Annotated in this window: 21 protein-coding genes and 3 tRNA genes; 9 read left to right on the forward strand and 15 right to left on the reverse strand. The window is 27.1% G+C overall.

From position 1 onward, the window contains the following. The 3 genes from dapB to trxA form a co-directional block, all read right to left on the reverse strand. Complete coding sequence (gene dapB / locus ACRYA_RS08510) at window positions 1-774, reverse strand: 4-hydroxy-tetrahydrodipicolinate reductase (RefSeq protein WP_105916778.1); 774 nt, start codon at window positions 772-774, stop codon at window positions 1-3. Window positions 775-778: 4 nt separating this feature from the next. Further along, the gene (gene trxB, locus ACRYA_RS08515) at window positions 779-1708 is read right to left on the reverse strand and encodes a thioredoxin-disulfide reductase (RefSeq protein ID WP_105916779.1); all 930 of its coding nucleotides are present in this window, start codon (window positions 1706-1708) and stop codon (window positions 779-781) included. A 213-nt stretch (window positions 1709-1921) separates the two neighbouring features. Beyond that, window positions 1922-2239 (reverse strand): thioredoxin, encoded by a 318-nt coding sequence (trxA, locus tag ACRYA_RS08520; RefSeq protein ID WP_105916780.1) that lies wholly within the window; start codon window positions 2237-2239, stop codon window positions 1922-1924. A 199-nt stretch (window positions 2240-2438) separates the two neighbouring features. Here trxA and alaS point away from each other — a divergent pair, with 199 nt between their 5' ends. Beyond that, window positions 2439-5117, forward strand: a complete 2679-nt coding sequence (gene alaS, locus ACRYA_RS08525; protein WP_105916781.1) for an alanine--tRNA ligase — start codon at window positions 2439-2441, stop codon at window positions 5115-5117. 9 nt (window positions 5118-5126) lie between these two features. Next, the gene (locus ACRYA_RS08530; protein ID WP_105916782.1) at window positions 5127-5606 is read left to right on the forward strand and encodes a hypothetical protein; all 480 of its coding nucleotides are present in this window, start codon (window positions 5127-5129) and stop codon (window positions 5604-5606) included. Between the two features lie 16 nt (window positions 5607-5622). Here the strand turns inward: ACRYA_RS08530 and ACRYA_RS08535 are convergent, their stop codons facing one another. Together ACRYA_RS08535 and ACRYA_RS08540 are read right to left on the reverse strand one after the other, a co-directional pair. After that, on the reverse strand, window positions 5623-6333 hold the full coding sequence (locus ACRYA_RS08535) for an SIMPL domain-containing protein (protein ID WP_105916783.1): 711 nt from the start codon (window positions 6331-6333) through the stop codon (window positions 5623-5625). Between the two features lie 2 nt (window positions 6334-6335). Next, window positions 6336-6893 (reverse strand): hypothetical protein, encoded by a 558-nt coding sequence (locus ACRYA_RS08540; protein ID WP_105916784.1) that lies wholly within the window; start codon window positions 6891-6893, stop codon window positions 6336-6338. Window positions 6894-6972: 79 nt separating this feature from the next. Here ACRYA_RS08540 and ACRYA_RS08545 point away from each other — a divergent pair, with 79 nt between their 5' ends. Next, on the forward strand, window positions 6973-7413 hold the full coding sequence (locus tag ACRYA_RS08545; RefSeq protein ID WP_105916785.1) for a hypothetical protein: 441 nt from the start codon (window positions 6973-6975) through the stop codon (window positions 7411-7413). Here ACRYA_RS08545 and ACRYA_RS08550 read toward each other — a convergent pair. From ACRYA_RS08550 to ilvD, 4 genes are all read right to left on the reverse strand, one after another. Next, on the reverse strand, window positions 7410-8639 hold the full coding sequence (locus tag ACRYA_RS08550; protein ID WP_105916786.1) for an ArsS family sensor histidine kinase: 1230 nt from the start codon (window positions 8637-8639) through the stop codon (window positions 7410-7412). The two genes, ACRYA_RS08545 and ACRYA_RS08550, sit on opposite strands and share 4 nt — an antisense overlap. Beyond that, window positions 8636-9313 carry a response regulator transcription factor gene (locus tag ACRYA_RS08555; protein ID WP_228199799.1) on the reverse strand — a complete coding sequence of 226 codons (678 nt, stop codon included), beginning with the start codon at window positions 9311-9313 and terminating at the stop codon, window positions 8636-8638. The genes ACRYA_RS08550 and ACRYA_RS08555 overlap by 4 nt, the downstream gene beginning before the upstream one ends. A 12-nt stretch (window positions 9314-9325) precedes the next feature. Further along, window positions 9326-10750: a Do family serine endopeptidase gene (locus tag ACRYA_RS08560; RefSeq protein ID WP_105916788.1), complete on the reverse strand. Its 1425-nt coding sequence runs from the start codon at window positions 10748-10750 to the stop codon at window positions 9326-9328. A gap of 106 nt (window positions 10751-10856) precedes the next feature. Next, a complete protein-coding gene (gene ilvD / locus ACRYA_RS08565) occupies window positions 10857-12545 on the reverse strand; it encodes a dihydroxy-acid dehydratase (RefSeq protein WP_105916789.1) in 1689 nt (562 codons plus the stop codon). A gap of 187 nt (window positions 12546-12732) precedes the next feature. Here ilvD and ACRYA_RS08570 point away from each other — a divergent pair. The 4 genes from ACRYA_RS08570 to ACRYA_RS08585 all read left to right on the forward strand — a co-directional run bounded on the left by ACRYA_RS08570 (window position 12733) and on the right by ACRYA_RS08585 (window position 13481). After that, a tRNA-Leu gene (locus ACRYA_RS08570) sits at window positions 12733-12819 on the forward strand. Window positions 12820-12828: 9 nt separating this feature from the next. Further along, window positions 12829-12917, forward strand: a tRNA-Ser gene (locus ACRYA_RS08575). Window positions 12918-12962: 45 nt separating this feature from the next. Then, window positions 12963-13038, forward strand: a tRNA-Cys gene (locus ACRYA_RS08580). Window positions 13039-13199: 161 nt separating this feature from the next. Next, complete coding sequence (locus ACRYA_RS08585) at window positions 13200-13481, forward strand: hypothetical protein (RefSeq protein WP_105916790.1); 282 nt, start codon at window positions 13200-13202, stop codon at window positions 13479-13481. A 34-nt stretch (window positions 13482-13515) separates the two neighbouring features. On the opposite strand, the gene ACRYA_RS08590 is transcribed toward ACRYA_RS08585, so the two are convergent. From ACRYA_RS08590 to ACRYA_RS08605, 4 genes are read right to left on the reverse strand one after another with little or no spacing between them, the layout of a single operon-like run. Continuing rightward, window positions 13516-14481, reverse strand: coding sequence for a hypothetical protein (locus ACRYA_RS08590; RefSeq protein ID WP_105916791.1), 966 nt, complete (start codon window positions 14479-14481; stop codon window positions 13516-13518). Next, on the reverse strand, window positions 14474-15145 hold the full coding sequence (locus tag ACRYA_RS08595; RefSeq protein WP_105916792.1) for an ABC transporter ATP-binding protein: 672 nt from the start codon (window positions 15143-15145) through the stop codon (window positions 14474-14476). The genes ACRYA_RS08590 and ACRYA_RS08595 overlap by 8 nt, the downstream gene beginning before the upstream one ends. Then, window positions 15142-16299, reverse strand: coding sequence for an ABC transporter permease (locus ACRYA_RS08600; protein WP_105916793.1), 1158 nt, complete (start codon window positions 16297-16299; stop codon window positions 15142-15144). Before ACRYA_RS08600 ends, ACRYA_RS08595 begins: the two co-directional genes overlap by 4 nt. Beyond that, window positions 16289-16513, reverse strand: a complete 225-nt coding sequence (locus ACRYA_RS08605; protein ID WP_105916794.1) for a hypothetical protein — start codon at window positions 16511-16513, stop codon at window positions 16289-16291. Before ACRYA_RS08605 ends, ACRYA_RS08600 begins: the two co-directional genes overlap by 11 nt. 118 nt (window positions 16514-16631) lie before the next feature. Here ACRYA_RS08605 and dksA point away from each other — a divergent pair, with 118 nt between their 5' ends. After that, entirely contained in the window at window positions 16632-17003 is a 372-nt protein-coding gene (gene dksA, locus ACRYA_RS08610) for an RNA polymerase-binding protein DksA (protein WP_105916795.1), read from the forward strand. Further along, window positions 17000-17998 (forward strand): tRNA pseudouridine(13) synthase TruD, encoded by a 999-nt coding sequence (locus tag ACRYA_RS08615; RefSeq protein WP_105916796.1) that lies wholly within the window; start codon window positions 17000-17002, stop codon window positions 17996-17998. Before dksA ends, ACRYA_RS08615 begins: the two co-directional genes overlap by 4 nt. Before the next feature lie 61 nt (window positions 17999-18059). On the opposite strand, the gene ACRYA_RS08620 is transcribed toward ACRYA_RS08615, so the two are convergent. Next, a complete protein-coding gene (locus ACRYA_RS08620) occupies window positions 18060-19043 on the reverse strand; it encodes a hypothetical protein (protein WP_105916797.1) in 984 nt (327 codons plus the stop codon). Between the two features lie 11 nt (window positions 19044-19054). Then, the gene (locus ACRYA_RS08625) at window positions 19055-19681 is read right to left on the reverse strand and encodes a hypothetical protein (protein ID WP_170144480.1); all 627 of its coding nucleotides are present in this window, start codon (window positions 19679-19681) and stop codon (window positions 19055-19057) included. Between the last annotated feature and the right edge of the window lie 9 nt (window positions 19682-19690).

Genomic DNA, 19690 nt, shown 5'->3' on the forward strand with positions numbered 1-19690 from the left:
TTATAGCCCTAAAGCATCATTGATTGAATAAAGATTTGCATCTTTTTTTATAATCCATTTTGCAACTTTTATTGCACCTTTTGAAAAAGTATTTCTAGCAGTTGCTGTATGATTTAACTCTAAAAATTCTCCATCGTTATATAAACCAACTGTGTGTCTTCCAACTATATCTCCACCTCTTAAAGCCATAACTGCAATTTCATCCTTAGTTCTAGCTCCAATTTGTCCATCACGACCTGAAACTCTTACGCTATCAAGATCTAAATCTCTAGCACTAGAAGCATGTTCAGCTAAAGTTAGTGCAGTTCCTGAGGGTGCATCTACTTTATGTCTATGGTGCTGTTCAACAATTTCAATATCAAAATCTCTTAATGCTTTAGAAGCAAGAGCTACAAGTTTATTTAAAACTGCAACTCCTAAACTCATATTTGTAGCATATAAAATAGGTACAAGCTTGCTTGCTTCAAGAAGTAAGTTTTGTTGATGTTTATTTAACCCAGTAGTTGCAATTACTAGTGCTTTTCTTTTTCCACCTTCAACAACTGCAGTTAAAAGCTCTTCAGTCGCAACTGGACTTGAGAAATCAATAATTACATCACTTTCATTAAATAAAACATTTATATCATTTGTTACAACAGTATCTGGTGGTAAAACTTTTTCTATTTTATCAAAAACATGAACACAAGAAACTTTTGCTTCTGTGTCATTTTTTAAATCATCTATTAGCAAACTTCCAACTCTTCCAGAACTACCCAAAATACCTATTTTAATCATCTATTTATCCTAAATATTCAATTATATCAACTGCTGCTGTTGCACCATCTGCTGCTGCACAAACAACTTGTTTTGCTGCATCAATTCTAATATCTCCAGCTGCCCAAAGTCCTTTTGTAGTTGTTCTCATTTTTAAATCAACAACAACTTCTCCACTTTCAATTACATCACATAAAAAAGTTCCATCAGATTGTTTTAGTGGTGCATTTAATACATTTCTTCCAACAAAAACAAAAACACCAGGAGTTGGTAAATCTCTTATTTCACCTGATTTATTGCATTTTACTTTAAGCCCTAAAACTCCACTGTTATCACCATAAACTTCTTCAACTGAAACATTTGTAACTTCTTCAATATTTTCAGCATTTTTGATATGAGCAATTGTGCTAGGAGCTGCTCTATATGTATCTCTTCTATGTACTAAATATACTTTCTTACACATTTTTGATAAATAGTAAGCCTCTTCTAAAGCTGAATCTCCACCACCAATAACTGCAACTTCTTTTCCTCTATAGAAAAATCCATCACAAGTTGCGCAAGTAGAAACTCCTCTACCAAAAAATTTATCTTCACCTTTAAATCCAGCACGTCTAGGAACAGAACCTGTTGCCATTAAAACAGCTTTTGCTTCAAATTCTCTATTATCGTTTGTTAAAATTTTAAATGTATCGCCATTTTTTGTAATATTTTCAACTTGTGCCATTTCATGTTTTAAACCAAATTTTTGACACTGTTCTGGCCAAGATGCCATTAAATCCATACCTGTCATAACTTCGCCTTGACCTGGATAATTTTCTATTTCACTCGAACCTGTAATTTGACCACCTGGCATTCCCATTTCAAACATTACAACATTTGCCAAACCACCTCTTGTAGCATATAAACCTGCTGTAAGTCCAGCTGGTCCTCCACCAATAATTGCTAAATCTAACATTTTAAGTCCTTATTTTCTAAATATATATTTCACCATAACTCTTTTAAAATAGAATGGTACTAAAAAATTTTGTAAGCTAATATAAAAGTGCAAACAAAACTAAGGAAAAATTTTATCATTTAATATTTTATATCTATCTTAAATAAGTTTAAAATTAAAAAAAGGAAGATGAAAAACACCTTCCTTTAAACTCTTTAGAAATTTTAATTCAAATTATAATAAAGAGTTTATTTTATCTGTTAAAGCTTGTTTTGATGTAGCACCTATTAGCTGATCAACAACTTCTCCATTTTTCATAAAAATAATTGTAGGAATTGATCTAATTCCATATTTTACTGCTAAATCTTGCTCCTCATCTGTATTTACTTTACAAATATTTGCTTTTCCTTCAAAATCTCCTGCTAACTCTTCAATAACTGGAGCAATCATTCTACAAGGACCACACCAAGGAGCCCAAAAATCTACTAAAGATACCCCTTCTTTTGTTGTTGCATCAAAATTTGCTGATGTTAATTCAATATATTTACCCATTTTTTTATCCTTATTATTAATTTTTTTTAAACCGTATATAAACTTTTTCTTGTATATCTACAATTAAAGTTCAAAGATTTTACCTATAAAAACCTTAAATTTTGTTTTATTATTAACATTTTTTACTAATCCTACTAATCAAGAGTAAATAATATTTTTGATAAAATGTAGAAAAATTTTATAGATGGAAAATATTATAATGGATATCAGAAAAGAGTATTTAGAGTTTTTTAAGAGTAAAGGTCATGAAGTAATATCTTCAATGCCTTTAGTACCAGATGACCCAACTTTGATGTTTACAAATGCAGGAATGGTTCAGTTTAAAGATATTTTTACGGGTAGCATACCAGCTCCAAAAAACCCTCGAGCAACATCATGTCAACTTTGTGTTAGAGCTGGTGGAAAGCATAATGATTTAGAAAATGTAGGTTATACAGCACGTCATCATACACTTTTTGAAATGCTTGGAAACTTCTCTTTTGGTGATTATTTTAAAGAAGAAGCTATTGCTTATGCTTGGGAATTTATTACTAAAAATATTGCTTTACCTAAAGATAAACTTTGGGTTACTGTGCATGAAAGTGATGATGAAGCATTTGAAATATGGACAAAACATATAGATTCTTCAAGAATTTTAAGATTTGGTGATAAAGATAATTTCTGGTCAATGGGAGATACAGGCGCTTGTGGTCCTTGTAGTGAGATTTTTTATGACCAAGGAGAAGAACATTTCAATAGCCCTGAAGATAAAATGGGTGGAGATGGTGATAGATTCTTAGAGATTTGGAATCTTGTATTTATGCAGTATGAAAGAACAAAAAATGGTGAGTTAATTCCTCTTCCAAAACCATCTATTGATACTGGAATGGGACTAGAAAGAGTTATTGCAATAAAAGAGGGAGTATTTAACAATTTTGACTCTTCAAACTTTAAACCAATAATTGAAACTTTAGAAAAAGTTGCAAATAAAAAAGCAAATAAAGAAAATATTGGATCATATAGAGTTATTGCAGACCACTTAAGAGCAACATCATTTATGCTATCTCAAGGAATACTTTTTGGAAATGAAGGACGACCTTATGTTTTAAGAAGAATTTTAAGACGTGCTATTAGACATGGATATTTAATAGGTCTTAGAAAACCATTTATGGCACAACTTGTTAATACATTGGTTGATATTATGGGTGGACACTATGTTGAATTAAAAGAGAATGCAAACTATATAAAAGAACAATTGACATTAGAAGAAGAGAGATTTTTCAAAACTATTGAAGCTGGAATTACACTATTTAATGAAGAGTTATTTAAACTAGTTGATTCAAATAACCATAATAATTTATCTCAACTTAAAAGTATTAGTGAAATTTTAGGTAATGGACTTGCTGCATGGGGAGTTAAATTAAGTTTATTAAATGAAAATAAATTAACTCTTCTTTCAAACTCACTATTTAGTGGAGAAGTTGCATTTAAACTATATGACACTTATGGATTCCCACTTGATTTAACAGAAGATATGCTAAAAGACAAAGGTCTAAAAGTAGATTTAGATAAATTTGAAGAGCTTATGAATAAACAAAAGACTATGGCAAAAGCTGCTTGGAAAGGTAGTGGAGATAGTTCAAATGATGGTGATTTTAAAGCTTTACTTGAAAAATATGGTTTAAATGAGTTTGTAGGATATACAAATATTACTTATAACTCAAAGGTTTTAGCTCTTCTTGATGAGAATTTCAAAGAAGTAAAATCTTTAGAAAATCAAATTGGATGGGTACTTTTAGATAAAACTCCTTTTTATGCAACAAGCGGTGGACAAAATGGAGATATTGGTGCTATAGAGAAAAATGGTAATAATATTATGGTTATTGAAACTTCAAAATTCCATAATCTTAACCTATCAAAAATTGATGTAAAGAGTACAAAACTATCTCAAAATGAAATCGTTGAAGCTGTTGTTGTAAATAGATATGAAATAGCAAAACATCATAGTGCAACTCACTTGCTACAAAGTGCTTTAAAAATGGTTTTAGGAGATAGTGTTTCTCAAGCTGGATCATTTAACGACGCAAATAAACTAAGATTTGACTTCACATATCCAAAAGCTATGACAACTGAGCAAATAGATGAAGTTGAAGATTTAGTAAACTCTATGATAAATAGAGCTTTAGCTGGTTTTATTGAAGAGTTACCACTTGAAGAAGCAAAGAAAAAGGGTGCAATTGCTATGTTTGGAGAAAAATATGGTGAAGTTGTAAGAGTTATTAGCTTTGGAGATGTTTCTGTTGAATTTTGTGGGGGAACTCATGTAAAAAATACAGCAGATATTGGAAGTTTTTATATCATAAAAGAGTCAGGAGTAAGTGCAGGAATAAGAAGAATAGAGGCTGTTGTTGGAGCTAGTGCATTTAAATATACAAAAGAGCAGATAAACAAACTAAATGAACTTCAAGCTGAAATAAAATCAAATGATTTAATTGCTGGGGTTAAAAAACTTAAATCAGAGATAAAAGATCTTAAAAATCAAATACAAAATGTTCAAAATCAAAATCAAACTCCAATAAACGAAGAGATTATTGGTGATACAAAAGTTGTAGTTTGTGTTATTGAGAATGGTGATTTAAAGAAAATTGTTGATGATATTAAAAATGCAAATGAAAAATTAGCAATTTTACTTTTACAAGCAAAAGATGACAAAGTTTTAATAGTTGCTGGAAGTAAAAATACAAATATTAAAGCTGGTGATTGGATTAAAAATATTGCTCCAATCGTTGGTGGTGGTGGTGGTGGAAGACCCGATTTCGCAACTGCTGGTGGAAAAGATGCAACAAAAATTGAAGAAGCAAAAATTGCTGCTTTAGCTTATGCAAAAGAGAATTTATAAGGATTAAAATTGATTGAATTATTTAATAATTTTTCAACTTTAATTATTTTTCTTCATGTAATCTCTGCTATAGTTTGGCTAGGGGGAATGATTGTAATTAGATTTGCAATTCATTACTCTATGCAAAATATAGAAGAGCCAAAGATAAAATTAGGAAGAACTTTAGAAAATTTAAAAAGATTTTTTTATATGGTTATTCCCTCTATTATTGCTCTTTTAATAACTGCTATTATTTTGATTTTAGCTTTAAACTTTAAAGATACTTCACTTTATAAATTTGTAATTGCTAAAGAGATTATTTGGCTTATTATGACTGCTATTTTTATGATTATTTATATAAAAAGAAACAAAGCTCAAAAAGCTTTTGATATTGGTGATTTTACAACTGCTAAAAATAAACTAAATCTATTGGCAAAATACCTTATACCTATAAATATTTTTTTAGGAATTATTGCTGTTATTTTAGGAATTACTTTAAGAGGGTTTTAGTCCTCTTAAAAATATTTTAATCTGCTAAATAGTACTCAATAGTAGAAACTATTCTAATATTTTTTATGTGATCACTATTTTTATCACGACTTGCAACTTCAAACTGCCCTTGACTAGCCTTTTTAATTTTTCCTAATTTACTATTTGAATCTTGTGCAAATTTTTGTGCAACTGCTCTTGCATTAGAAGTTGCTTCTTCAATCATACTAGGTTTTATTTCATTTAATTTTGTGTAAATATACTCTATTTTACTATCATAATCATCTGTTTTAAACAAAACACCTCTTTGAGAAAGTTCTGATAAATTGCTATTTAAAGCTCTAATTTTATCAACTTCAGTGCTATAAATATTTATAACCTTTGAAGCCAAATATCTCATAGCAAAATCTTGATTTGAGAACTCATTTGCCATCTTATCAACTATTGAAACCGCACCTAAAGTTATATCTTCATCTTTTAAGCCATTTTCTTTCAAGAATTTTATAACTTGATTTGTATCATAATCAATTTTTTGAATCAAAGCTTCTAAATCATTACTCGTTTGTGTCATTTTTATTGGCATTATTACAACATTTGCTAAAACTTCTTTTTCTGATAAACCTTTTACTGTAACTGTTCTATCAAGCTCTTTAAATTTTACAATTCCATTCGCTAAAAAAGAACCCAAACCAATTAAACCAAAAAAAAGGAATATTCCTAAAATAAATGATGAACTTCTACTTTGCATTTTTACCTCCCGAAATCTGAACTATCTTTTGAAAAATATGAATAGAAAAAATTGAATCTAACTAAACTATTAAAATAATCGGTATCTAATCTAGCTTTATTTAAATATACATTTTCATAAGATTTATCATAATTTTTTATCAAATATGTAGAGTAAACTCCACTATAATCTATCATAAATCTATCTTCAAAAACCTTATATTTATTTATTATATTTACATAATATAGCTCATCTACTAAATAAGTAGATATTTCAATATTTTCAAACTCTTTTTGCTCAACCATCTTATATGATTTAGCCTTAATTGTATCCATAAATAGTGATACAAAATAACCTCTTGCCATTCCATTCCACTTACAAGAGCTATCAAGACTTATATATTCTGTAAATATTTTCCCATATTTTGTATCATCAGTTAAACTAATATATGAAAAATTTGCACATCTATCATAAGTATTTTGTTTTTTTATATTTGTAAACTCATCTTGAATTAAATTTGATTTAATAGAACATGATGTAAAAAACAAAGATATCAAAATAATATATAAAAATCTAAACATTTTAAACTCCTTTTGCAATTAAAATTTTACTCTTAAATAGATTTTAATATAATAAAGTATCTAATAAAAAAGAGTATTTATGACATATGAAGAGTGGTTTTTAAACCAAGCAAAATTACACAAAACTATTATGAGCAAAATTGAAGATAAATCAGTAGATCAGATAATTGACTATTTTAAATATGAGAATATGAAAAAAAATGAGCCAGATTTTTGTCCATTATACAAACTAAATAAAAAATGCCATGAAATGAAAGATTTAAACTGTTATTTATGTGCTTGTTCATATTTTAGATTCAATGACAAAGGCTTAAAAAATGTAGATGATAAAATATTGTACTCTTGCTGCAGTATTGATTCAAAAAGTGGTTCTAAATTTGTATCTGAGAACTCTATACATCATGATTGCTCTAACTGTACAGTTCCTCACAAAGAAAAATTTATTAAAAAAAATTTCAGTAAAGATTGGTTGGAAATAATGAAAGATGTAAGAGTAGTTAATTTAAAATCTTTAAATTAACTATGATTTAATAGCTTTATAATAAAGCAATTTTTACCATCAATATATTCATAATCTAAAGAAAATTTATGTAAATTAACAATAGTTTTAACAATATAAAGTCCTAATCCAAAACCACTACTTCTTTTATCTTCTTGATAAAAAGCATCTGTATAAAAAGAGAGTTCATTTTTCAAAGGCTCTCCTTGTGATATTACTTTTATAATATTTTTATTGGCTTGTATAATTGCTTTTTTATTTGTTGAAAATTTAATAGCATTATCTATTAGATTTTTTAAAGCAATTGATATCATATATATATCAGCTTCAAACCAAAAATCTTCTATTTTTTGCTCAATATTATCTGGATTTATAAGCATTAACTCAGTTGTTTTTTTAAAAATTGCTAAAAAATTTATTTTCTCTTTATAAATCATAGTATTTTTTGAAGTAAGCTTTTCAACAGTTGCTAGCTCTTTTATAATATCATCCATTCTTCTAAATGCTCTTTGAAGGTTCTGTCTTGTTTTATCATCTTCAAGTGTTTCAGCAATAAACATAGCTTTTGTAATAGGAGTTTTAAGCTCATGCATCATATTTCGCATAAATAAATCTTTGGATTTTGATTGATTATTTATAATATTTATAGCTTCATTAAAGTTTTTAGCTATTGTTCCTACCTCATCACTACTTTTGTATTCCAACTTTATATCTTTATTTCCATTTGAAAATTCAATAATTTGTTTGTTTAGAAGCTTCAAAGGTCTTAATTTTCTATTTAAAATTTCATACAAAAATATAAATATAATTAAAGAAAGAATAAATCCAGCAATTATAAATGCAAAATTGTAGTTATTGTGTTTTGTATCTCTTAAAATAATATTGTAACCATATCTTTGTACATATATATAGTACATATCATCAAACCTATAAACTCTATAAGTTCCAAGATAATTTTGTGTAATTTTTAGCTCTTGAGCATTATTTATAATCTCTAGTTTTCTATCTCTATCTTCTATTGGTTTTACATTAAATTTTTTATAAAGTTCATTTAATCTTTGAGCATTTGGATGGTCTTGAAAAAGTATTAAAAAATTTTCAGCAATCATCTCATATCTATTTTGTAAACTTAAATCATGTCTCTCTTTATCATATCTCATAAACATTACAAAAGTTAAAAAGATAGATACAAAAGCTAAAGCAAAAATTATATTTACAAAAGTTGATATAGAGATATTTCTTATCATATTAACTGATAACCAATACCTCTTACTGATTTTATATACTGTTTAGTATTATCTATATTTGATAATTTTGTTCTTATTCTTGAGATTATTACATCTATATTTTTTAAAGATGACTCATCTTCTATATTATCACTTGTATAAATAAAATCTTCTCTTGATACAACACCATGATTTCTTTGGATAAGAAGTTTTAAAATATCATACTCAGCTAGAGTCAATACCAAAGATTCACCTTTAAAAAGAATTTGCATATCACTCTCTTTTAGTTCAAAAACTTTATCTTGTTGTGATTTTTTTTCATCAAGTTTATTATCAACTCTTTTTAAAATTGTTTTAATTCTAGCTTGTAGCTCTCTTGGATTATATGGTTTTGGTAAATAATCATCCGCCCCTCGCTCTAATCCCATCACTTTATCTAAAATATCATCTCTTGCAGAACTTATTATTATTGGAATTTGAGATTTTTCTCGTATTTTTGGAATAAGTTCCAAACCATCAATTTCAGGTAAAGTCAAATCTAAAATCAAAAGTTGATACTCTTTACTTAAATTCAACATAGATAGTCCATTATATGGACTATCTGTTGTAGTTACTTCTATATCAAATGATTTTAAATAATCTGTAATGATTTGAGCTAGCTCTAAATCATCTTCAATCATAAGTATTTTAATAATAATTTATCCTTTTTATTGAATTACAAACATAAGCGTTTGCCCATATCTATTTATGTAAACTCGTTTATGTTGGTTATTATATCTTTTTAAAGCTGTTTCTATATTCGAATAATTCTTAATCTCAATATCTTCTATTTGAATAATAATATCTCCTGCTAAAAATCCAGATCTTTCAGCTTTTGATTTTGGTTCTACATCTGTAATTAAAATTCCCATACTCTCAAGTGGTAATCTATATTTTTTTATAATCTCAGCATTGATTGGACTTACTTTTAATCCACTTAAAATTGTGTGGTCACTATCTGGTTGAACTCCTGAAATTATTGATCTATCAGCTAAAACTATCTCAACAACTATATCTTTTTTATCTCTTTCTATTTGAAGTTTAACCTTTTCATTTGGCTTAAAAGATGCAATTGCATTTTGTAAACTATTTCTATCTTTAGTCTCTTTACCGTTTATCGAGTAAACTAAATCTCCTCGTTTTAAACCATATTTTGCTGCTGGAGTATCATTTGAAATATCTAAAATTATAGCTCCCTCTTTTCTTTTATAAACTTGTTGACTATCTTTATCCAAATCAACAATTACAACACCTAAATATCCTCTTATAACTTTTCCATCACTTACAAGTTTACCAACAACATCTTTTACCATTTCAACAGGAATTGCAAATCCAATACCATCATTTCCACCGCTTTTTGATAAAATTGCTGTATTTATTCCAATTAATGCACCCCTACTATCAACCAAAGCTCCACCACTATTTCCAGGATTTATTGAAGCATCTGTTTGAATATAATTCTCATATCTATTTATCCCTACTCTATTTTTATTTAATGCAGAGATAATTCCCATAGTTACAGTATTTCCAACTCCAAAAGGATTTCCAATAGCAAAAGTAACATCACCAACTAATAAAGAGCTAGAATCACCTAATTTAATAGGTACTAAAGGCTTATTTATTTCAATTTTTACAACAGCAATATCGATATCACTATCTTTACCAATTAGTTTCGCACTATATTCAGTTGGGTCATCGCCTATAGTTACATTTATCTCTTCAGCATTTTCAATAACATGGTTGTTTGTTACAATATAACCATCTTTTGTGATAATAACTCCAGAACCCAAAGATCTTTGAACTCTATTTTGTTTAAACTGATTTGAAAACTCTTCACCAAAGAATTTTTTAAAAAATGGGTCATCAAACATCTGTAAAGGTAAAGTATCAACATTTGGATTTACACTTCTTTTTGCAGAAATGTTTACAATAGAACTAACAGAAGATTTTATACTATTTCCAAAAGATAAAATTTGATTAGGCTGATTTGGATTAATTCTTTGAGGATTTTTTTCCATCTCTTCAAATTCAATATTTTTTGCAAGCAAAGAGCTAGCTAACAGTATAGTTGTAAAGAAAAGTTTTTTGTTCACTTTTTAAATCCTTAATAATTAAAATTTATATTTAGAAATTTAACCTATCAATGTAAACTATTTTACAATGATAGGTTAATCAAGAGTAAATTTCATAACTAAAAGATCATAAATCTGTTTTTAATACAGCTCCACTACTTGCATTTGTAACTAAAGCTCTATATTGACCAAGCCAAGATGATTTAATAGGTTTTTTTATTGGTTTAAAATCTGCTTTTCTTTTTGCAATTTCATCAGCACTTAAATCAACGCTTAAAATATATTTATCAACGTCAATATTTATAATATCTCCATCTTTTAATAAACCAATCATTCCACCTTCGGCTGCTTCTGGACTAACATGTCCAATAGATGCACCTCTTGTAGCTCCACTAAATCTACCATCAGTAATAAGTGCAACACTATCACCCAATCCCATTCCCATAATCAAACTTGTAGGAGCTAGCATCTCTTGCATTCCAGGACCACCTTTTGGACCTTCATATCTAATTACTACAACATCTCCAGCTTTTACCTTTCCACCAACTATTCCTTTTATAGCTTCAGCTTGTCCATCAAAACAAACAGCTTTTCCACTCATAGCTCTAGCACCAGTAATTCCAGCTGTTTTTATAACTGCTCCTTGCTCCGCTAAATTTCCATAAAGAATAGCAAGACCACCAACTTCAGAGTAAGGATTATCAATAGTGTGAATAATAGTTGTATCAAGAATTTTTGAATCTTTTATTCTCTCTTTTAAAGTTTCACCAGTAACTGTAAGATTATCTAAAAGAATATCATCTCCTCTTTTACTCATTTCATGCATAACAGCACTTACTCCACCAGCTTTGTTTATATCTTCCATATGAACAGTTGTTAAAGATGGAGAGATTTTTGCAATATGTGAAACTCTTTTTGATATAGCATTGATATCTTCAAGCTCAAAATCTACTCCTGCCTCTTTTGCAATTGCCAACATATGTAAAACAGTGTTTGAACTTCCACCCATTGCCATATCAACAGCAAAAGCATTTCTTACAGCTTTTTCATTTAAAATATTTTTTAATCTAAACTTCTCACTATTTGTTTTATCAAGAGCTAATTCACAAACTCTTTTAGCTGCTTTTCTATATAACTCCTCTCTCTCTTTTGTAAGTGCTAGAATTGTTCCATTTCCAGGAAGTGCAATTCCCATTGCTTCCATAAGAGTATTCATAGAGTTTGCTGTAAACATTCCAGAACAACTTCCTCCACCTGGACATGCATTACATTCAATATCTTTTAACTCTTCTTCAGTAATTTCTCCAGCTTCAAACTTTCCAACAGCTTCGAATGCAGTTGCCAAATCTATTGGTGTTCCATCTTTTTTATAACCTTTTTGCATAGCTCCACCACTTACAAAAACAGTTGGAACATTTACTCTTAAAGCTCCCATAATCATTCCTGGTACAATTTTGTCACAATTTGGAATAGCTATCATAGCATCTAGCTTATGTGCATTCATAACAGTTTCAATAGAGTTTGCAATTAATTCTCTACTTGGTAGTGAAAAAAGCATTCCATCATGTCCCATAGCAATTCCATCATCAACTCCAATAGTATTGAATTCAAAAGGTACACAACCATTTTTTCTAATCTCATCTTTAATAATTTTTGAAACTTTATCTAAGAAAAAATGCCCTGGTATAATTTCTATAAAAGAGTTTGCAACTCCAATAAATGGTTTATTAAAATCCTCATCTTTAAGACCTGTTGCTCTCAAAAGAGATCTATGTGGTGCTCTTGAATAACCTTTTTTTACTTCATCACTTCTCAATTTTAATCCTTTAAACTTATAAAAATAAATATTAGTGATTATACAAATATTCATTTTCAATCTGTATTAAATCTTATAAAAATTAAAATTTTTAATATTTTTTAAAAACCCCTTGACAAATAAAAAAAAAGCTACTATAATTCCAGTCCATTTTAAGTGAAAGCTTAAAAAGGTTCTTAAATTTTGTGCGAGTGTGGCGGAATAGGTAGACGCGCGGGACTTAAAATCCCGTTCCGGTTTCGGAGTGTGAGTTCGATTCTCACCATTCGCACCATTAAGTTGTAGAGGATTGACAGAGTTGGTCGATTGTACCGGTTTTGAAAACCGGCGAGGTGAAAGCCTCCGAGGGTTCGAATCCCTTGTCCTCTGCCACTCTTTTTATAAAAGTAAATACACAAAAATATTATAATTTTTTTTGGAGCTATAGCAAAGCTGGTAATGCCTCGGATTGCAAATCCGACATGCGTTGGTTCGAGTCCGACTAGCTCCTCCATTTCCAATTTCCACATATCATAATTTATATATTGTTAGTAAATTTTATAATTTGATTAAAATTATAAAAGATTAATTTATTACACGATTATTTCACAAATGTTTTGATATCATTCCGCAATTTGTTTTTAAAAACAAAAAATATACATAAAAAGGTTTAAAATGAAAAAAGTATTATTATCATTAGCAGCAGCATCTCTACTATTTGTAGGTTGTACAGAAGATAAAAAACCAGCTGAAACAAAAGTTGAAGCTCCTAAAACTGAAGTTATAGCACCTGCACAAGAGAAAAAAGAAGAAGTAGCTGCACCAAAAGAAGAAACAAAAGAAACAGTAGCTAATACTGGAGAAAAAGAAGTAAAAGCTACAGAAGAAGATAAAAAAGAAGAAGCTGAAGTAAAAGAAGAAACAAAAGAAACAGCACCTGAAGCTGACAAAAAATAATAATAAACATATAAATCCGTGTAAAATCACGGATTTATAAAAAAACTCCATTTACTATATAATATTTTAAAACAAAAAAACTTACCAAAAAAACAAAAATAGTTGTAAAAAGTAAAGATAGCTTATAAAACTTATAAATATATGTACTATTAATCCTAGAAAAGATTACTAAACAAATAGAGAAAAAAAGTCCTAAGAAAAGTGATGACCATATAAAATATCCAATAAAATAGTACTCAGATTGAAGCATACAAAATGGACATTGATGTGTTGGAAGTTCATAAATATAAGTTGAAAAAAAGTAAGTTACACAAAAATAAGATATATAAACAAACAAGATATTAAATAAAAGAAGTAAAATATATTTTTTTTGAATATTTAAAATAACAATCAAAACAAAAAGCATATAAAATATAAGTATTAAGCTTGAATTAACTAATCCAAAAGGTATTTTACTAGATATACTACTTGTTTCAAAGATAATTGAACAGCACTCAACTGCTTCGTTTAATGGAATATTTGATAAAAATTGTAAATCCAAAATATACTCAAAAGTAAGACAAAAAAATATAAAAATAAAAAGTAGTAATTTTATTTTTGTATATTGATAATCTTTTCGCTTTAAATCCAAAGAGTTCAAAATAAACCAAGCACCAATAAAAAATAGATTTATAAGCTTTAAAAAAAGAGAGATTTCACCATATTCTAAAGAAAAAATACCAGCTGCACACATTGCACCTGCTACAAAATGAGATAAATTATCAATAGAAAATATAAAATAAAAGAATAATAAGATTTTTATAAAAAGAGAAAAACTAATGATTAAAATCACTAAATATGATCTTTTTTCAAGTTTGTACTGCAAAATTGTACTTTGTTTAAAATCCCAATTTTTTAAAATAGTTATTGAATATATAAAAGATATTAGTAAAAGAATATAAATAGTAGTTTGTAAAAATAGAAAAATTAATAACTCATTTGATAAAAAAATACTACTCAATTAAAACTCCATTTTTTAACTCAAAAAATTTATCTACAAAATCTAGCTCAAAAAATATTGGATCATGAGTTGCTACAACTATAGTTTTTCCAGCTTTTTTTAACTCTTTTAAACTTTCTATAAAATTTAAAGAGTTTTCAAAATCAAGGGAAGATGTTGGTTCATCACATAAGATAGCGTCTGCTTTATTTACCAATGCTCTTGCGATAGCACACCTTTGTTTTTCTCCTCCTGAAAGATTTGAAACTATCTCATCTTTTTTATGTAAAATATTTGACAAAATTAGTGTTTCTTCAACTTTTTTATTAATCTCTTTTTGTGAAAATCCTAAAGGAATAAGAGGAAAACTAACATTTTCAAAAACAGTTAAGTCTTCAAAAAGATTAAAAGATTGAAATATATAACCAATATTCTTTGCTCTAACATTGCTAGCATGAATATCTGGATATTTTGATACTGATTCATTTTCAAAAAGAATTTCACCCAAACTAGGTTTTGAAATAGTAGCAATTATAGATAGAAGTGTTGATTTTCCGCTTCCACTTACTCCTTTAAATATAACAAATGAACCTTTTTTTATCTCAAAATTTATACTTTTTAGAGCATAAAACTCTTTTTTACTACCTTCAAAATATATTTTACTTATATTTTTTGCTACTATCATCTTAAACTTTCATATGGATTTATTGCTGAAATTTTCCAAACTGGAATTAAAACTGAACTTAAAAATAAAACTATAAAAAATAAAAAAAGTGTTACAAAAGTAGAAAATTCAATATATGGATAGAGTATAAAATCATTTTTTATATTTGAAAAATCTATAAATATATTTTTTAATATTGGAGCATTCAAAGCAAATACAAAAAAATATGCCAATAAAACTCCAAAAAGGTAAGATACAAAAGCTACAATAAAATTTTCGCTCATTTTTATTTTTATGATATCTTGAACGCTATATCCAATTGCTTTAAAAATAGCTATTTGTTTTCTCTCGTTTATACTTACTTGAGAATATCTTTGATATAAAATCATTATAAATGCAAATAAAACCACCAAATAAAGTATCAAAAAAACTCCACCTTTATAGTTAAAGATTGTCTCATATTCCTTTAAAATATCTTCTTTTTGAATAATATTTAAGTCTAAATCCAATCTTTGAAGTTTTTGTTTTATATTTGCTCTTTCAAGTTCATTTGGAACATCAAAAGCAATATTAGTAGAAAAATTTTTGTTTATACCCAAAATATCTCTAGCAAGATTTATGTCCAAAATAATAATATCACTTGATATAATGTTTGATTCTTTTTCTAAGACTTTTAATATTTTTACTCTTTTTACATCTTTATTTGGAAATAAAAAATCATAATAGTCTTTATATTGATACTTTTTTAGTAAATTAGCTACTTCAAAACCTATAATCATCTCATCTTTTGATATATTTTCAATACCCAAATTTTTCAATTCTTTATTTATATTTGAAAAATCAACTCCAACAATAGTAAAATAAACATCTTCACTCAAAAATTTATATCTTCCATAAACTCTTTTTGTGATATTTTGAACTCCATAAATAGTTCTTATTTTATCTTCTACTTGATTATCTATATCAAAAATTCTTCCTCCAAACTCTTTTTGGATTATAAAATCATTATGATTTTTTAGAGTTTTTAAAATCTCATTTTGCAAAGAAGATTTGATAAAAATAACTGTTGATAGTAAAAATATTGTTAAAGTTGATAATATAAAAACAGCTATATATTTTATTTTTTGCTTATGAAGCAATAAAAAAATAAGATTTATAAAAACACTAATCTTCATAAATAAATCCAAAATTACTTATTTTTGGGTTCAAATAAATCATATTATTAAAACTATTTTCATAATCTTTAAATCTATAATTATAGTTTGAGTATGAAAGATTTGACAATTTTGTAATAGCTAAAATATCATAATTTATATTATTTTTATAAAAAGTATTTGAATACAAAAATAAAAAGAATAAAATAAATGTTATAAAAAATATAGTTATCAAATAGACTTTGCTTAGTGTTGTAATGCCCTACTCCTCGTGCTGATAGAATATTCTACCAATTTTAAGTTAAATATCTGTTAATAATAGATATAATTGCGACTTTACACAGGAGAAGATAATGGCAAACAAAAATCAAATTGATGAATTAAAAGCAATATTACTTGAAAGAAGAGAGACAATTTTAAGTAATGTTAGAAATAGTAGAGATAGTATTGACCAACTAAAAGATCAAGATTTAAATGATGATTTAGATTATGCTGATTTTGTTAGTGACTCATTTAAAGAGGGAATGATTGCAAATCATCAACTAGATGAGTTAAATCAAATTGAAGAAGCTTTAAAAAAGATAAAAGCTCTTACTTACGGGATTTGTGATATGTGTGGAATAAATATTCCAATTGGAAGATTAAAAGCAAAACCTTTTGCAAAATTTTGTACAGAGTGCAGAACAGTATATGAGCAAGAACAACAAAAAAGAGTAGCATATTGATAAAAAGAGTTTATCCAGCAAATGATAAAGTTCTAAATTTTAAATTTCTCCAAAACGATGTCGATTTTATAGTTGAAGAACAACCAATAAAATTCTCATCATATGGGAACTTCTTAATTTTAAAAATAAAAAAACAAAACTGTGATACTTGGGAGTTAATCGATAGATTATCAAAATTCTTAGGTGTTTATTCGAGTGATATTGGATATGCTGGGCTAAAAGATAAAAGAGCAACTACATTTCAATACATATCTATTCCAAAAAAATATCAAAAAGAGATTAAAAATTTTAAATCAAAAAAAATAGAGATACTTGATAGTTTTTTACATAATAAAAAACTAAATATTGGTGATTTAAAAGGAAATAGATTTAAAATAAATCTTCATGACCTTGAACTAGAAGAACTTTTTTATATTGAAAAACTTCTTAAATTTGTATCTAAAAATGGTTTTCCAAACTATTTTGGTTATCAAAGATTTGGAAAAGATGTAAAAGAGAATTTAGAAAAAGCAAAAGATTTACTATTTGGTGATGCAATAATTAAAGATAGAAAAGTAGCAAAAATGCTTCTTAGTGCTTATCAAAGCACATTTTTTAATGCTTGGTTGGTTGAAAGATTAAAAATTGATAATAGTGGTTTTAAACTCCTAGATGGAGATATTTTTTATGATATAAAAAATGAAAAACTTTTTACTCCAAAATCTATAAATGAAAAAATTATAGAGGACTTCAAAGAAAAACTAATAACTCCAACTGGTTTACTTCCAGGAAGAGATGTTTTTAAAGCCAAAGATGATGCTTTGAAAATTGAACAAAAGTATGACGATAGTGAAATAAATGAAAAAGGGTATAGAAGAGAAGCTATTGTATTTCCAGAGATTTTATCTTGTAAATATGATAAAGCAAATAAATCTTGTAGTTTAGATTTTATTTTACCAAAAGGTTCATATGCAACAGTCTTAATTGAACTATTAGCAAATAGAAACTTTGGCTGAAATACAAGATTTAAAAATATTTTTGTAAGTTCAAAAAATAGTGGATTTAACCACTATTTTTTTATGGAAGAGTTATATAATCTGAATTAAAATAGATTTTATTATCTATTGCCATTAATCTTTTCTCATTATCAAAACTAAATTCATATATAGTATCGGTTTTAAAATCATCACTTATATTTATAAGAAAACCTTGAGATTCAACAGCATACAAACTACTTCCATATGCCAAAGCATGGAATTTTGCATATTTATATTTTCTTTTTGCAACTTCTTCTAAGTTTGGAGTAAGTTTTATAATATGTCCATCAACTGTTGCAATATAAATATATCCATCTTTTACAATCATATCTCTAATATCATAATCTTTACTAATAACATCTCTAGCAGATATCGATACAATTTTGTTTGGATTTGCAACAATCAAACTCTCACTTTTTTTCTCAATTTCAAGACTTATAATATTTTTAAATTCACTATCTGTCTCAACAGATATATTTCTTACAACTTCATTTGTAGCAGACGACAGAATAAGAACTTTACCATTTAAGCTAGGAAATAAAATTAAATTTCCCATAAATAAAGGATTTGAAATTCTTGTATCATTTGCTAATGATAGTGGTAAATACTCTTTAAAAAGAGTTTTATCTGTATTTATATCTATTAGCTCCATACTGTTGTTAGAATAGATCAGTGCTAGTTTTTCATCTTTTCTTGAAGCAGCAACAACTACATCTTTAACACTTCTCTCTCTTTCCCCAATTAAAATTTTATCAACATAATTTGTTGCTATTACTTTTCCATCATCAGTAAAGTTTAAAAACTCAAATCCTTCTGGAAGTTTAAAGCTAGAAATTCCTTGTTTAGTTATAACTTCATTATCTTTTAAAGTTGCACCAACTCTATTCATAGATTTTATTGAAGATGACATAGACTTTTTGTTTAGCTCAATATTACTACTTGTCTCTTCTGGTTCATAATATTTTTTGCCAGAACAAGCTGTAAAAAGTGCAATTGCAACAATTGACAATAGTATAGATTTCATTTTTTTATTCCTTATTTTGTAACTAAATAGTGTTTTAAAAGTGTTGCTAGTTCAAAAGCTCTTGAATCTTGAGATATTTTACTTAAAATTTCTCTTGCTTCATCATATTTTTGACTGTTAACTAGTAATAAAGCTTGATTAAAAATAGCATAATCTTTAAGTAAAAAATCTGCTTTTTTTGAAACTAAATCCAGCTCTGATTGGTTTGAATTTAAAAGTGCAACCTGAAAATCAAGTAACTCTTTTAAATATTTAAGATCAATATTCGCATTTTTAAACTCATTTTTAGCATCTAAATACAAAGCTATTTCATATAACTCTTTATTTTTCTCTTTAAGTTCATTTAAAGAGTTTTCATTTCCATTCTCAAGAAAACTACTTAGAGCAATATTTGCTTCATAAAGATTTTTTTCATCTAATTTGTTTTTAACTAAAAACGCTATTGAAAAAACTATTGCTAAAATAATCAATCCAAATATTAATTTTTTATATTTCTTAAAAAATCTCTCAGTTTTTACAAAACTTTCAAGGAATTTCTCTTCACTACTTAACTCATTTTTGATGTAGTTCACATCATCTTTTATACTCATATGCCTAGCCTTTTTAAAAAGTAGTTGATATATTACAAAATTTTTCATAAAATATTA

Origin of the sequence: Aliarcobacter cryaerophilus ATCC 43158 (assembly GCF_003660105.1) — a bacterium.
Classification (GTDB): domain Bacteria; phylum Campylobacterota; class Campylobacteria; order Campylobacterales; family Arcobacteraceae; genus Aliarcobacter; species Aliarcobacter cryaerophilus.